Source organism: Bifidobacterium indicum (assembly GCF_036987015.1).
Classification (GTDB): domain Bacteria; phylum Actinomycetota; class Actinomycetes; order Actinomycetales; family Bifidobacteriaceae; genus Bombiscardovia; species Bombiscardovia indica.
Genome location: NZ_BTXM01000005.1, coordinates 1 through 14,633 on the forward strand (window position 1 = coordinate 1; position 14,633 = coordinate 14,633).

Annotated in this window: 7 protein-coding genes; 5 read left to right on the forward strand and 2 right to left on the reverse strand. The window is 61.7% G+C overall.

All coding sequences use genetic code 11. The features are described from left to right. Positions 1 to 3,200: RCC1 domain-containing protein (locus AACP59_RS08425; protein WP_339352938.1), on the forward strand; the 3,200-nt coding region annotated here is incomplete at its 5' end. Positions 3,201 to 3,982: 782 nt separating this feature from the next. Here AACP59_RS08425 and AACP59_RS08430 read toward each other — a convergent pair. After that, positions 3,983 to 4,936, reverse strand: coding sequence for a tyrosine-type recombinase/integrase (locus tag AACP59_RS08430; RefSeq protein WP_339350819.1), 954 nt, complete (start codon positions 4,934 to 4,936; stop codon positions 3,983 to 3,985). Between the two features lie 547 nt (positions 4,937 to 5,483). On the opposite strand from AACP59_RS08430, the gene AACP59_RS08435 reads away from it, so the two are divergent. Beyond that, entirely contained in the window at positions 5,484 to 7,559 is a 2,076-nt protein-coding gene (locus tag AACP59_RS08435) for an RCC1 domain-containing protein (RefSeq protein ID WP_339350821.1), read from the forward strand. A gap of 1,413 nt (positions 7,560 to 8,972) precedes the next feature. Here the strand turns inward: AACP59_RS08435 and AACP59_RS08440 are convergent. Further along, a complete protein-coding gene (locus AACP59_RS08440; protein WP_339350822.1) occupies positions 8,973 to 9,956 on the reverse strand; it encodes an AraC family transcriptional regulator in 984 nt (327 codons plus the stop codon). A 202-nt stretch (positions 9,957 to 10,158) separates the two neighbouring features. On the opposite strand from AACP59_RS08440, the gene AACP59_RS08445 reads away from it, so the two are divergent. From AACP59_RS08445 to AACP59_RS08455, 3 genes are all read left to right on the forward strand, one after another. Next, entirely contained in the window at positions 10,159 to 11,454 is a 1,296-nt protein-coding gene (locus AACP59_RS08445) for an MFS transporter (RefSeq protein WP_339350823.1), read from the forward strand. Between the two features lie 80 nt (positions 11,455 to 11,534). After that, on the forward strand, positions 11,535 to 13,106 hold the full coding sequence (locus AACP59_RS08450; RefSeq protein WP_339350825.1) for an alpha-L-rhamnosidase-related protein: 1,572 nt from the start codon (positions 11,535 to 11,537) through the stop codon (positions 13,104 to 13,106). A gap of 133 nt (positions 13,107 to 13,239) precedes the next feature. Beyond that, entirely contained in the window at positions 13,240 to 14,529 is a 1,290-nt protein-coding gene (locus AACP59_RS08455) for an MFS transporter (protein WP_339350827.1), read from the forward strand. The last annotated feature ends 104 nt before the right edge of the window (positions 14,530 to 14,633 follow it).

A 14,633-nucleotide genomic window follows, 5' to 3' on the forward strand; every position in this document is an offset into this window, starting at 1 on the left:
ACTTCACCCGACCCGTCACCCAAGACACCACCATCACCGCCCACTGGACCAAGACCGGCCAATGGACCATCAGCCCCGACCACGGACCCAAGGCCGGCGGCACCACCGTCACCCTCACCCCGCCACCCGCAAGCGGCATCAGATTCAGCCAGACCAGCGCAGGAGACATGTGTTCCATGGGTATCGACTCCAAAGGGGACCTCTACACCTGGGGAGACAACCTCTTCGGCGAGCTGGGACGCGACACCGGCAGCAGCGAGTATGACGGCCGGCCCGGACGGGTCACACCACCCACCGGCATCACCTCCTTCACCCAGGCCAGCGCAGGAGACATGCATTCCATGGCGATCGGTTCCGACGGGAACCTCTACACCTGGGGAGACAATTATGACGGTCAACTGGGCCGCGACACCACCGGCACACCCGCCAACCGGCCCGGACGGGTCACACCACCCACCGGCGTCACCTTCACCCAGGCCAGCGCCAGATACGGTTATTCCATGGCGTTCGGCTCCGACGGGAACCTCTACACCTGGGGAGACAACAGCGGCGGCCAGCTGGGACGAGACACCACCGGCACACCATACGACCGGCCCGGACGGGTCACACCACCCACCGGCGTCACCCTCACACAGTTCGCCGGAGGTGACTACCATTCCATGGCGATCGGCTCCGACGGGAACCTCTACACCTGGGGAGACAACAGCAAAGGCCAGCTGGGACGAGACACCACCGGCACACCATACGACCGGCCCGGACGGGTCACACCACCCACCGGCGTCACCCTCACCCAGATCAGCGCAAATGGCACCTATTCGATGGCGCTCGGCTCCGACGGGAACCTCTACACCTGGGGAGACAACAGCAGCGGCCAGCTGGGACGAGACACCGGCAGCAGCGGGTATGACGGACGGCCCGGACGGGTCACACCACCCACCGGCGTCACCTCCTTCACCCAGGCCAACGCAGGAAGTCGCTATTCCATGGCGCTTGGATCCGACAGGAACCTCTACACCTGGGGGGCCAACGACCTAGGCCAGCTGGGGCGCGAGACCAACACCACCATCAACGGAGTCAACGCAGACATAAAACCCGGACGGGTCACAGCACCCGCCGGCATCACCTTCACCCAAAGCAGCGAAGGCGGCAATATGATTTCCATGGCGTTCGGCTCCGACGGGAACCTCTACACCTGGGGAAACAACAACTACGGCCAACTGGGACGCGACACCGCCAACATCCAGGACGGCCGGCCCGGACGGGTGGTCTTCCCCTCGCGTGGCAAACCCACCGGGGTGCTCTTCGACCATGCCGTCGGCACCGGACTCATGCCCGGCGCCGACGGCACATGGACGGTCACCACACCCGCCCACGCGGCCGGAGTGGTGCCCGTCACCATCAGCTGGACCCTCGACGGGACACCCCAGGCCGACGACACGAGCAGCACCTACCGGTACGACCGCCCCGCCTACACCGTCACCTTCGACGCCAACGGCGGCACACCCGCCACCCGGACCCAACAGGTCACCGAGGGGGACACGGCCACACGGCCCGCCACCGACCCCGCCAGGGACGGATACCGGTTCGACGGATGGTTCACCGGCACCACGCCCGTCGCCTACGACTTCACCCGGCCCGTCACCCAAAGCATCACCATCACCGCCCACTGGACCAAGGGCGACGGGCAGTGGACCATCAGCCCCGACCACGGACCAGACACGGGAGGCACCACCGTCACCCTCACCCCGCCACCCGCACGCGGCATCAGATTCAGCCAGACCAGCGCAGGAGACTGGCATTCCCTGGGCATCGACTCCAAAGGGGACCTCTACACCTGGGGATACAACGGCAGCGGCCAGCTGGGACGCGACACCACCGGCACACCCGCCAACCGGCCCGGACGGGTCACAGCACCCACCGGCGTCACCTTCACCCAGGCCAGCGCAGGATACGACCATTCGATGGCGATCGGCTCCGACGGGAACCTCTACACCTGGGGATGGAACTCCTACGGCCAGCTGGGACGCGACACCACCGGCACGCCTTACAACCGGCCCGGACGGGTCACACCACCCACCGGCATCACCTTCACCCAGGCCAGCGCAGGAAACAGCCATTCCATGGCGATCGGCTCCGACGGGAACCTCTACACCTGGGGAGACAACCTCGACGGCCAGCTGGGACGCGACACCGGCACCACGCCCGCCGACCGGCCCGGACGGGTCACACCACCCACCGGCATCACCTTCACCCAGGCCATCGCAGGGGAATACTATTCCATGGCGATCGGCTCCGACGGGAACCTCTACACCTGGGGAAGCAACTCCTACGGCCGACTGGGACGCGACACCACCGGCACACCCGCCAACCGGCCCGGACGGGTCACACCACCCACCGGCATCACCTTCACCCAGGCCAGCGCAGGATACGACCATTCGATGGCGATCGGCTCCGACGGGAACCTCTACACCTGGGGAGACAACGCCTACGGCCAGCTGGGACGCGACACCACCGGCACACCCGCCGACCGGCCCGGACGGGTCACACCACCCACCGGCATCACCTTCACCCAGGCCAGCGCAGGATACGACCATTCGATGGCGATCGGCTCCGACGGGAACCTTTACACCTGGGGAGACAACCTCGACGGCCAGCTGGGACGCTACACCACCATCACCGGCAGCAGCAGCACGGACGGCCGGCCCGGACGGGTCACACCACCCACCGGCATCACCTTCACCCAGGCCATCGCAGGGGAATACTATTCCATGGCGATCGGCTCCGACGGGAACCTCTACACCTGGGGAAACAACTACAACGGCAAACTGGGACGCGACACCGGCGGCAGCAGCACGGACGGCCGGCCCGGTCGGGTGGTCTTCCCCTCGCGCGGCATACCCACCCGGGTGCTGTTCGACCGGGTCGAAAGCACCGTTCCCACGGCCGGCGCCGACGACACGTGGACGGTCACCACACCCGCCCACACGGCCGGAGGGGTGCCCGTCACCATCAGCTGGACCCTCGACGGGGCACCCCAGGCCGACGACACCGGCAACACGTACCGGTACGTCACCATCGGCAGCCTGCCCCTGACCGGAAGCCACGGCATCCTCCTGCTCGCCGCCATCGGCCTGACCCTCATGGCCGCCACCGACGCGGCCAGACGACACCGACACCCCACACACACTTCACACGAGTAAGCAGGCCCGCACCGCCACACATTCCCCAAACGACGGCACGGACCACCAGGTGGCCCCGCCCCCGCCCCCAACAGGGACGGGACCACCCCCACCACAACCACAACCCGCGACGGGAACGGCCCAGCGGCACGGAAGCATCACCACAAGCCCGCAGCCAGGACACCCGGCCACCCACACGGCGACGGGCCCAACGGCACGGGGGAATAAGACCACCGGGGAGGGTCCGCCGGCCATGCGCATCGCCCACCCGGCCGGATCACGTCCGTCGAGCCTGCGTATGGCGTCTCCGCCCCTTCCATGAGCCGTCTGAATCCGCCCCCCGGCCGCATGCAACGGAAGACCACCACGTCACGGATCGGACCGATATGGACCATCACCCCGATAGGGCCACCGTCCACGGCCGGCCCCACCCACAGGGCCGGGTCCGCCCTGCACACCGCCCACGACCGGCCGAACCCCCTCCTGGCCCAGGAGAGATGGGCCATGGCATCGCCCACACCACCTGCCGTGCAGCCGTGCCTGCCGGCACACTCAAGAAAACCAATGACCCCGCATCTCCGGTACTACCAAATAAGGCTCCGTGCAACTCTCATGACTCCAGGCCCCACCCCATCCGACAACCCATGAACACCGGAGAATCCCCGTACACTGATTACAGGAGGACCTCCCCGACACTTCCGACGCCGACCGGGCATCCTCGAGGACCACTGTCCGGAATTCCGGTAAACGGCCGCTTTTGTAAAAGAGACTTCCTTTTAGGCTTCATTGCAACCCTGCCCAAGTCAGCAGAATAGTGGATCCTGCCGGTATTCGTCATTCTTGCCGGCCAGTATCCTGTCGATCAGGGGCATGGGCAGCCCATAGGCCTCCAGGATCCTCCCAGGCTGCACCACACGCACACCTTTACGGCTCCGGTATGAGAGCATGCTGTCGACTGCCTGTCTGAGATCGTCGGCGCTGTCATAGATGTAGGCCTGTGTCGTCGCCAGGGACTCGTGGCCAAGGAGCGACTGCACCTTGACCACATCACCCGTGGCCTTCCACACGTCCGTGGCGAACCGTCGCCTGAAGGAGTGAGGCGGCCAACCCGTCCCCTTCTTGACCAGGACATAGGCCGTATCGGAACAGACATGCCCCTCATGCCGGCCGGGAAAGAAGTACCCGCGCGGCAGGGCTGAAAGCTCACGGGCCAGCCCATCGCCCAGGGGCACCATCCTGTCCTTGCCGCCCTTGCCGTGGACCAGCAGGCTCATGCCGGCCAGGTCCTCCACGAGGTCATCCGTCCTGGCGGCTATGGCCTCGGATCTTCGCAGCCCCGCTTCACAGAACAGCCTGACCAGGAGCCGCACCCGGGGATCAATATGGTTCAGCCCCCGGTCGACGGCCGCCTGCGGGGCGGGCTTCTGCTTCTTGCGTCGCCGCTTGACCGCGGGAACGCCATCCATCGGATTGACCCGTATGACGCCATCCCTGTACAGCCATCCATAGAAGGATCTCAGGGAGTTGACGTCGGATCTGATCGCGCTGGTTGAAACCCCCCTGGTCAACCAGTCAAGGATGTCCTGGGTCTGAACGTCTTCGGGGTTCATCCTGATGAAGATGGCGAACTGGGTCACGAGATACCACCAGTGCTCCACCGTGGCTGGAGTGTCTCCGTGAGCCCGCAGCGAGGCCACCCAACCATCCACACGACTGACCCATCCGCTCGGCGGCTGCCTGTGCCCAGAAAACTCCATGCCGGCTCTCCTTGCCATACACATAAAAAAAGCCGGCATAGCCGGCTAAATCGCTACGAGGCATCAAAATGATCATCGTACAGGGATAATCAGTCTGAGAGCAATGAGCATTACTCTCAACTCCATTTCGGGCCAGGTCAGTCCCCTCTGCTTCACCCCGCAATCTTTCAAGTCGTGGGTTGTGGGTTCGAGTCCCACGAGGGGCACAGGCTGAACAAGGCACCTCGGTCCGGAACCGATCAAGGTGCCTTCAGTATTCTTGTGCGCCATCTGCTTCCTCAGAACGCCATCGGCAACTGCTCCGCCCCGGACATCAGGGCCTTCCCTCTGTCAAGATATTCATAGAATTTATCCTCATAATGTCACACACATATCTTAGCCAAATGAGAACGATACAAACTGTTCTTGTATTCTTTACTATTCTTTTAGTTGTGTTTTCGTTGTATTTTTCTACGATGTGTATGTGTGCGCGTATTGCCCTCTTGAGGGAGGGGCGGGAACCCAACACACTGTGGTACGTATAACAAAAGGAAAGGATCTGTAGTCAATGTCTAGTTTCATCCATCACGGCCGCTCATTGACGGCAACCGCCCTACTGGTCGGCTTATGTCTGACCGGTGGTAGTGCCGCCTCCGCCGCTACGGGCGAATCTACGCCATCCACTTCGACTATTCAGACGCAAACGGCAGGCCGGCAGTGGGCCATCGATCTCGACCACGGGCCAGATGCCGGCGGCACTACCATTACCCTCACCCCACCTAAAACCGGTCGAATCACACAGATCAGCGCTGGCGGAAACTACCCCGTGGCAATCGATTCGAACGGCAACCTCTACACCTGGGGAAACAACTACTTCGACGAGCTGGGACGCGACACCAACACCACACCGTCCAACAGACCCGGCATGGTGACCAAGCCGGCAGGCATGGACAGGTGGACCCAGGCCGACGCGGGATACAGCCATTCCCTGGCAATCGGCTCGGACGGCAACCTCTACACCTGGGGAAACAACTACTTCGACAAGCTGGGACGCGACACCAACACCACACCGTCCAACAGACCCGGCATGGTGACCAAGCCGGCAGGCATGGACAGGTGGACCCAGGCCGACGCGGGATACAGCCATTCCCTGGCAATCGGCTCAGACGGCAACCTCTACACCTGGGGAAACAACAGCGACGGCGAGCTGGGACGCGACACCGGCAGCGCCGGTCAGGACGCGACACCCGGCATGGTGACCAAGCCGGCAGGCGTTGACAAATGGATCCAGGCCGACGCGGGATACAACCATTCCCTGGCAATCGGCTCAGACGGCAACCTCTACACCTGGGGAAACAACAGCGACGGCAAGCTGGGACGCGACACCGGCAGCGCCGGTCAGGACGCGACACCCGGCATGGTGACCAAGCCGGCAGGCGTTGACAAATGGATCCAGGCCGATGCAGGCGAAAACTACTCCCTGGCAATCGGCTCGGACGGCAACCTCTACACCTGGGGAAACAACTACTTCGACAAGCTGGGACGCGACACCAACACCACACCGTCCAACAGACCCGGCATGGTGACCAAGCCGGCAGGCGTTGACAAATGGACCGAGGCCGACGCAGGATACAGCCATTCCCTGGCAATCGGCTCGGACGGCAACCTCTACACCTGGGGAAGGAACAGCGACGGCAAGCTGGGACGCGACACCGGCAGCGCCGGTCAGGACGCGACACCCGGCATGGTGACCAAGCCGGCAGGCGTCGACAAATGGACCCGGGCCGATGCAGGCGAAAACTACTCCCTGGCCACTGACTCGGACGGCAACCTCTACACCTGGGGATACAGTCTTCTCGGCGCGCTGGGACGCGACACCGACAGCGTCTCCCCGAATGGGAGGCCGGGGCGGGTGGCCTTCCCCGATCAGGTCGGGCTCGTCGGCGTGCGGTTCGACGGAATTGCGGGCGTGGACCTGACCGCCAAGACGGACGGCACCTGGAGCGTGTCCACCCCCTCGCATGCGGCCGGCACGGTCACAGTCACCGTCACCTGGACCCTGAACGGGGTGGCCCAGCCTGACGAGCACCTGACTTACACGTATGAGGCCCCGGTGGCCACCCGTACCGTCGCCTTCGACCCGGCTGGCGGTTCGGCCGTCTCGGCCCAACGGGTCATGGACGGGCAGAAGGCCGTCAGACCCGCCGACCCGACCAGGGACGGCTACCGGTTCAACGGCTGGTTCAACGGAACGGACCCCTACGGCTTCGACCAGCCCGTCACCGGCGACCTGACCCTCACCGCCCACTGGACCCGCAGTGCCGACGAGAAACCGACCACCCCCACACAGAAACCCACCACCCCCACACAGAAACCCACCACCCCCACACAGAAACCCACCAGGCCCGCCAAACCCGTACAGAAACCCACCAAGCCGACCGACCCCACACAAAAGCCAATCGACCATACACAGCAGCTGACCGGCCCGGCCGATAACCCGAATCCGTCCGGCGTCCTGTCCAGCACGGGCAGCGACACCGCCCCCATCCTGGCCGCGGGAATCCTGACCCTGGCCGCGGGAATCCTGACCCTGGTGAGCATTCGCACCGGACGAAGGATCGCACACGGCTCCTCCACCAAGTAGAAGAACGGTAACCGACCCGCCACACACGAGGAGGACCGGTTATCGGGAAACACGCAGCGCCGTCTCCCGGTAACCGGCCCTCCTCCATACAAACAGACATCGGTTATACGCCCGGCCCCACAAAACCCGACACCGCTCAGCGGTCCCGGGTCTCCTCCCCGACGGGAAGCCGACGCGGAATCATCAGTGTCGCAGAAGCGAGCAGAGACACGACATCCCGCATTCAGCAGGACTAATTGCCACCGTTTCCTCGCGAATCATGGGTTATGGGCTCAAGCCCCACGAGAGATCACCGGACCGTGCAGGAAACCCTGAGCTTGATACCGGCATGAACGCTACGCTTGATTGCCGTCTCCGACGTAGAGGTTCACGCATCGACATAGAGCCTATCGGAGGTGCGTACCGATGACATCAGGCGGTACCATGCCTTTCGCAGGGGCCGTCGCGACGGCTTCGCACTGAGACCCCATCAGCACAGATCGATACATTTCCAGATCCCCCGCGCATATCAGCTTCGGTACCATCGTGAGCTACTCACGAATCGCAAGAACCCTGTCCCGACTCCTCAAGACCGATGCCGCCCATCGTCTCTTCCCTATGACAACTGACCTCGGCAAGCCGAAGTCACCTTTAAGTGCGGTCTTCGCCAATGGCGGTGACAGGCGATTGCCCCCCCCCCCCCCGATCAACCGTCATGGTGCGCATTCCCATGAAGAGCCTGAAAAAGCCGTGGTAGAACGTATGGATCGTCGCGCCTCCCACCGTTCTGATAGCTGCAATCTGCACCAGTACGCGTTTGGAGCATACCGGTAACTCTCCGACTGACCGACACGTGCACTTCATCGAACTCTGGAGGCGTGTCCTGGCCCGCTAACCTCACAGGATAAACCAGGACATGTCTCCGATACGGAATCGGCGAGGCTTTTCAGGAGATGGGCCTGGATGCGGAATCGGTGTCAAGCTCGTCTCCATTATTGTTGATGGCAGCTGTTTCGCCCTTACCTGCCCCCCTTGTTGGTCGGCGTCCTGTATGGCGAATTCAGTATGGGTACGTTCCGCAGACGCAGCTGCATCGGCGGTGAATCCACACCTCGCCCATCGACGTTCTCCTTGAACAGGCCGGATATGTCGACCAGGGTTGCGCAGCCCGGTTTATTTGACCGCGAGTAGGCGGCGCTTACCGTACCCTTCAGTTTGCTGTTCGTCCCCACGGGTATCCTTGATGAGCGCTGTTGGTGTTCCATATGCGGTCCGGTCATTATGGACAGGCGCTTCATACCCTATTGAGTCCCCGATGCCCCCCTCCCCGCTCCACATGCTCGGTACCTCCCTGAGGCGGTGCAGCGGAAATCGGCATTCACGCATATCCGTGGTTGTATTCAATTGTCCACAAGAGGGGCAGGAACCGGAATACTAGAGCTGGCGGTTCTTGCTGCGGTAATCATCGGGGGTCGCACCCAGATATTTGTTGAACAGCCGAAAGAGTGATGTCACATTGCGGTAGCCGATCGCCTCGCTGATTTCCTGGTTCGAACAGTCGGTGCCGTTCATCATTTTCTGCGCCTCGATCAGTCTGCGGCGATCCAACAGCTCCTGGAAACCTTCCCCTGTGGCCTTTTTCAGTTTGTTGCTCAGGTAGTTGGGGTTGTAACCGAACCGGTCGGCGACGGATACCAGACTCACCGTGGCATAGTGCCGGTTAATATATGAGATGATCGGAGCCACCTGCTCGGCCTGGATGTTGCCGAAATCGATGACGCTTTTGGAAATCAATGCCTTCAATTCAATGACCAGTGCGGAAAGCACCAGCTCCATGGCCCGGTTCCGGCCAACGGTCGGCCGGCCAGCCAACCCTTGCTCGATGAGCACCTCGATCAGGTTGGTGGGCACGGCGTGCCCTTGCAGGTCGAAGACGATGAGGTTGTCATGCAGGGTCGAGGCGTTGCCCACGTTGGCGATGAGCTGGGAGATCACATTGAGCGACTCCGGGACCATGGTGAACATGGAGGTGATGTCCGCATGCTCCTGAACAAGGATGTTCACCAGGATATCGTCCTCATCGGTATACGAGATTCGGTGGGGTACGGCCTTGTCCAGCATGACCAGGCTGCCCTGATGCAGCTCGACAAGCTCATTGTTGATGTATTGCGTGCACCTCCCGGAATACATGTAGTTCATTTCGATGAAACTGTGAGTGTGCTCGGGCACATAGGAGAAGCGGTTGCTCTTGGTGACGGCTATGCTGCCATCCTTGAAGAAAATCCACTCGGGCATCTGGGGCACGGCACCATGGGAGAAATCCAGGTTCATGTAATTGAAGTTGCTGACCGTACTGAGCTGGCGACGTTCGACCTCATTGTGTTCATGAAGGATGCGATCAAGTCGTTGCGAGAACATGGAACCCTTCCAAGCCTGACGGGGACAAGGAACCCGGCCGGTATCCCCTACGTTCGTACACTGCAACCCCCACCATTCATGCACACAATCTGTGAATTTGCAAATAAAGTGCGATTCCGTGCGTCTTGTAACCCCATCCATACCTCGTTACGATAAATCTACGTTGCGGTACACGGTTTCTCAATCAACGAGGACAGGGAACATGGAACAGACATCGGAATTCACCAGGTATCGGCCTCTGGCCATTGCAGCGGGAATTGGATCTATTCTCGGATCCGGGATCATTGTGGGACTCTCGGCCACGATTACCGTTTGGCAGCAGGGGCTGGGGTTGACCAATGGCCAGGTAGGCATCATCTCCGGTGCCTTAACATTCGCCATTGCCGCCGGATCGCTCCTCTCCGGTCAAATCACCAAACATGCAGGCCTGATCCGTTCATTCAACTGGCTCAACTTCCTCTACGCCATCGGCGTTCTGGTCTGTGTTTTCTCCGGCAACTACGCCATGCTGCTGGCTGGCGTCATCATCGCAGGCCTTGCGTCGGGTGCCGATCTGCCGATCAGTCTGACCGTGATCTCGCATGATTCCCCCAACGAGAAGACCTCGGCCCAGCTGGTCTCTTCCACACAGATTTTCTGGCAGGTGGGCGTACTCAGTTCTTATGTGGCCGCCTTCCTGGTCTCCAAGGTCAGCGGAGCCACCGGGGCCCGGATCGTCTTCGCCCTGCTGGCCATCGTGGCTGTAATCACCTGGCTGTGGCGCCTCTCATCCGCCAGGTTCCGGATTTTCCATAAAGAGGCCGATCAGCGCATCGCCGAGGAACGGAGGGAAGAGGCCGCAAGCGGGCATACCGTGGTCGGCGAAGGCGACAGGGTCAACATCCGCAGTGTCTTCTTCAGCAAGGGAAGCTCAAGGTATGTTCTCTTCTTCACCTGCATCATGGTCTTCTATCTGGCATGGAACCTCCTGGCCAACACCTTCGGCCAGTTCCAGACCTTCACCCTGGTCCAGGCCCACGCCAGCCAGACCTTCGCCACGGGTGCCGGCATCGTCCTCAACCTGCTCGGCCTGGTGACCACATCCATCTTCGCCTCCCTCTCCGGAGGAAAGTGGCGCAACATCGTCTTCGTCATCGCACAGATCATCCAGATCGCCGCCATGCTTGGCCTGGCCCTGAGCAGCTCCTCGCTCTGGCCCATCGTCATCGCCATCGGCTTCTACAACATCGGCAATAACCTCGCCGGCGAGGCCATGTACAAGGTCTGGACCCAGGAGTCCTTCCCGGTGGAGGTCCGCGCCTCGGTCCAGGGCTTCATCAACGGTTTCTCCCGTTTCTGCTGCGGTCTCTTCGCCCTGATCACCCCGGCCCTGGTCGTCCCCTCGGCCATCCGCGGAACCATGTTCGGGTTTGCGGCCCTCCTGACCGTCGGCCTGATCGGCGGTCTGGTCATGATTGCCATGCAGAAGAAGTACGGCGTCCGCGAGGCGGAAGTCTGACGGGACGATGCCATGCAGGGGTGTGAGGGCGGCCGCTTCGGCCACCTCCCTACGCCCCTGCATTTTTGAAAGGTAAGACAATGGGATTCACGTTCCAGATCAACAACGACGTCACATTCAATCATGACGAGCGTCTGCTCGCCAAGGCCGAGGCACTGCGCCCCAAGCTCCGTACCGGCACCATGGAACCGGTGGGCGAAGGCACCTTGACCGCCGACCCCGAATCATTGGGCGGGGTGACCGTGACAACGGACGCCTCCACAGCCAGACAATCCAAGCCCATGAAGCGAGGGGATTCGCTGATCCTGGACTTCGGCGACCATATGGTCGGACACTTCTCCATCCATATCGAGTCGGTCGGCTCACCCATGGACGCACCTTTGACCCTGCGTCTCAAGTTCGCCGAGCTCCCCGTTGAGCTCTCCCAGGAAAGCTCAACCTACGACGGCTGGCTGAGCAAGTCCTGGATTCAGGAGGAGACCATCCACCTGGATTCCCTTCCCGTCGACCTCGAAATGCCCAGACGATACAGCTTCCGTTATGCAGAGATCAAGGTGATCGACACCTCCCCCAAGTGGCAGGCCGTTTTCAGCGATGCCAGGGTACAGACCGTGAGCGCCGTCGAATCCCTGCCCCAGGAGCCCGTGAGCGATGACCCGGAAATCCAGAGGATCTATCAGGTCGGCTGCAAGACGCTCCGGGACTGCATGCAGGAGGTCTTCGAGGACGGCCCCAAGCGCGATCGCAGGCTGTGGACCGGCGACCTGCGCCTCCAGGCCCTGGCAGACTATGCCACCTTCAACGACACCACCCTGATCAAGCGGTGCCTCTACCTCTTCGCCGGCATGAGCACCACGGATGGACGCATCTCGGCCAACGTCTTCGTTGATCCCGACACCCCCGATGACACCTTCCTCTTCGACTATGGCCTCTTCTTCATCTCCACCCTGAGCGACCTCATGAACCATGAACAAGACATGGAGGTGCTCCACGATCTGTACCCGATCGCCAAAAAGCAGATGGATGTGGATCTGGATCTGGTAGGCGATGACGGCGAGCTCACGCTCGGGGATACCCCGGTCTTCGTGGACTGGTCCAACGATTTCGACAAGGCCACGGCCATCCACGGGGTCCTGGTCTATGCACTCCGTCAGTTCATCGACCTGACCGTCAAAGCCGGCGAGGACGCACGGCCCTACGAAGCCAAGTTGTCCGCCCTGATCCAGTACGCCAAGGACCACCTCTTCGACAAGGAGAGGGGACTATTCACCTCCGGCCCCGACCACGAATTCAACATCGCCAGTCAGACATGGATGGTCCTGGCCCGGGTCCTCGACGACCAGGGCAACCACGATCTCATGTCCACCACGGTGCACGAGCTCTTCCCCGTCACGGGCATCGCCACACCCTACATGTACCACCACGTTGTCGAGGCACTCTTCGTGGCAGGCCTCAAGGAGGAGGCCATCAAGCTCCTGAAGTCCTATTGGGGCAGGATGATCGCCCTGGGCGCCGACACCTACTGGGAGGCCTTCGACCCCGACCAGCCGGAGTACTCCCCCTACGGCAGCACCCTCATCAACAGCTACTGCCACGCCTGGAGCTGCACCCCCGTCTACCTGATCAAGAAATACCTGCCCATGGGCAGGTAGGTTGTTGCCTTAGGCGTTCGGGGGCCCCGAACCGGTCACCTGAATTCAGGAGCCTTCGAACGCCACTTCGGGGATCCGGTCCGCCCGGGCCTGATTCCAATCATCTTTCCATCAATCACCAAAGAAGGTTCGCATGGGTTCAGTTACTGCCAAGGCAGCGGAAATCAACAGTGATGAGCTGGCGCCCGATACCGGCAGACCGGTCAGCAAGGCACGTCTTGCCCGATTCGGGGCCGGCTTCATATTCTTCAACGTCGCCTTCATGGCCGCGGGAGGCATCGCGTCATCGGTTCTGCTCCCGGCACGGTTCAATACACTCGGCATCGGCAAGGGCGAAACCATCCTGGGCACGATGAACTCCGTGAGCATCATCTTCGCCCTGATTGCCAATGTCATCTTCGGCGCACTCTCCGATGCCTCGCACAGCCGCTTCGGCAAGCGCACACCATGGATCCTTCTGGGTGCCCCCGTTGCCGCACTGGCCTATTACATGACCTCCGTTTCCACCACCCTGGTAGGCATCGTGGCCTGGTGGTCACTGCTGCAGGTCGGCTTGAACTGCATGCTGGCCTCCTGCGTGGCAATCCTCTCCGACCGGGTTCCGCAACGATTCCGGGGTACCATGAGTGCCTTCTATGGCGCCGGACAGATTGTGGGACAGTCCCTGGGCACCATCATTGGATCGGCCTTGATCGATTCACCAAGGGTCGGTTTCGCCATCGGTACGATCTGCTGGCTGTTGATAGGTCTGATCACCGTCATCATCATGCCTCGCGAACTCTCCGCAGCCAACGATTCGGCACGGAGGTTCAGCCTCAGGCAGGTGGCCCTGCAGTTTCGCCCACCGACACATGGTGCCACGGACTTTTACAAGGCACTCGTCGGTCGCCTGCTTCTGATCCTAGGGTATAACATGATCGTCGGATTCCAGCTGTACGTATGCATGCGTTATATCGGCCAGAACCAGAAGAACGCCGCCGCAACCGTATCATCCATGGCAATGATCACCATGATCATATCCCTGATCATATCCCTGCTTTCCGGACCCATCTCCGACAGGCTGGGCAGGCGCAAACTCCCGGTCTTCGTCGCCTCGATCATCATCGCCGTGGGCATCATCATTCCATGGGTCTGGCCTACCAAGACGGCCATGCTCATCTATGCCGCGCTGATGGGCCTGGGGTATGGCGGCTACATGGCCGTGGACCAGGCACTGAACATCGACGTACTGCCCAACCCCGATGAGGCCGGCAAGGACCTGGGCATCCTCAACCTGGCCAACACCCTGGGCCAGGTCATCGCCCCCATGGTCGTTTCGCCCATCGTCGCGGCGACCGGTGGGTACTTCCTGGTCTTCCCCATCGCAGCAGTCGCGGTGATGGCCGGGGCCTTCATCATCCTCACGATTAAGAAGGTGAAGTAGGGGGAGGAAAGCAAGACCAGGGCCCGGTCCCAACGCACTTTACAACCGGCGCGCGTTGGGACCGGGCCTTTTGTATATACGCGTTTGACCTTAGGACGTATCAG

Coding starts and splice junctions, on each gene's coding strand:
- AACP59_RS08430 (WP_339350819.1), bottom strand. CDS start 4,936: ATGGAGTTTTCTGGGCACAGGCAGCCGCCGAGCGGATGGGTCAGTCGT.
- AACP59_RS08435 (WP_339350821.1), top strand. CDS start 5,484: ATGTCTAGTTTCATCCATCACGGCCGCTCATTGACGGCAACCGCCCTA.
- AACP59_RS08440 (WP_339350822.1), bottom strand. CDS start 9,956: ATGTTCTCGCAACGACTTGATCGCATCCTTCATGAACACAATGAGGTC.
- AACP59_RS08445 (WP_339350823.1), top strand. CDS start 10,159: ATGGAACAGACATCGGAATTCACCAGGTATCGGCCTCTGGCCATTGCA.
- AACP59_RS08450 (WP_339350825.1), top strand. CDS start 11,535: ATGGGATTCACGTTCCAGATCAACAACGACGTCACATTCAATCATGAC.
- AACP59_RS08455 (WP_339350827.1), top strand. CDS start 13,240: ATGGGTTCAGTTACTGCCAAGGCAGCGGAAATCAACAGTGATGAGCTG.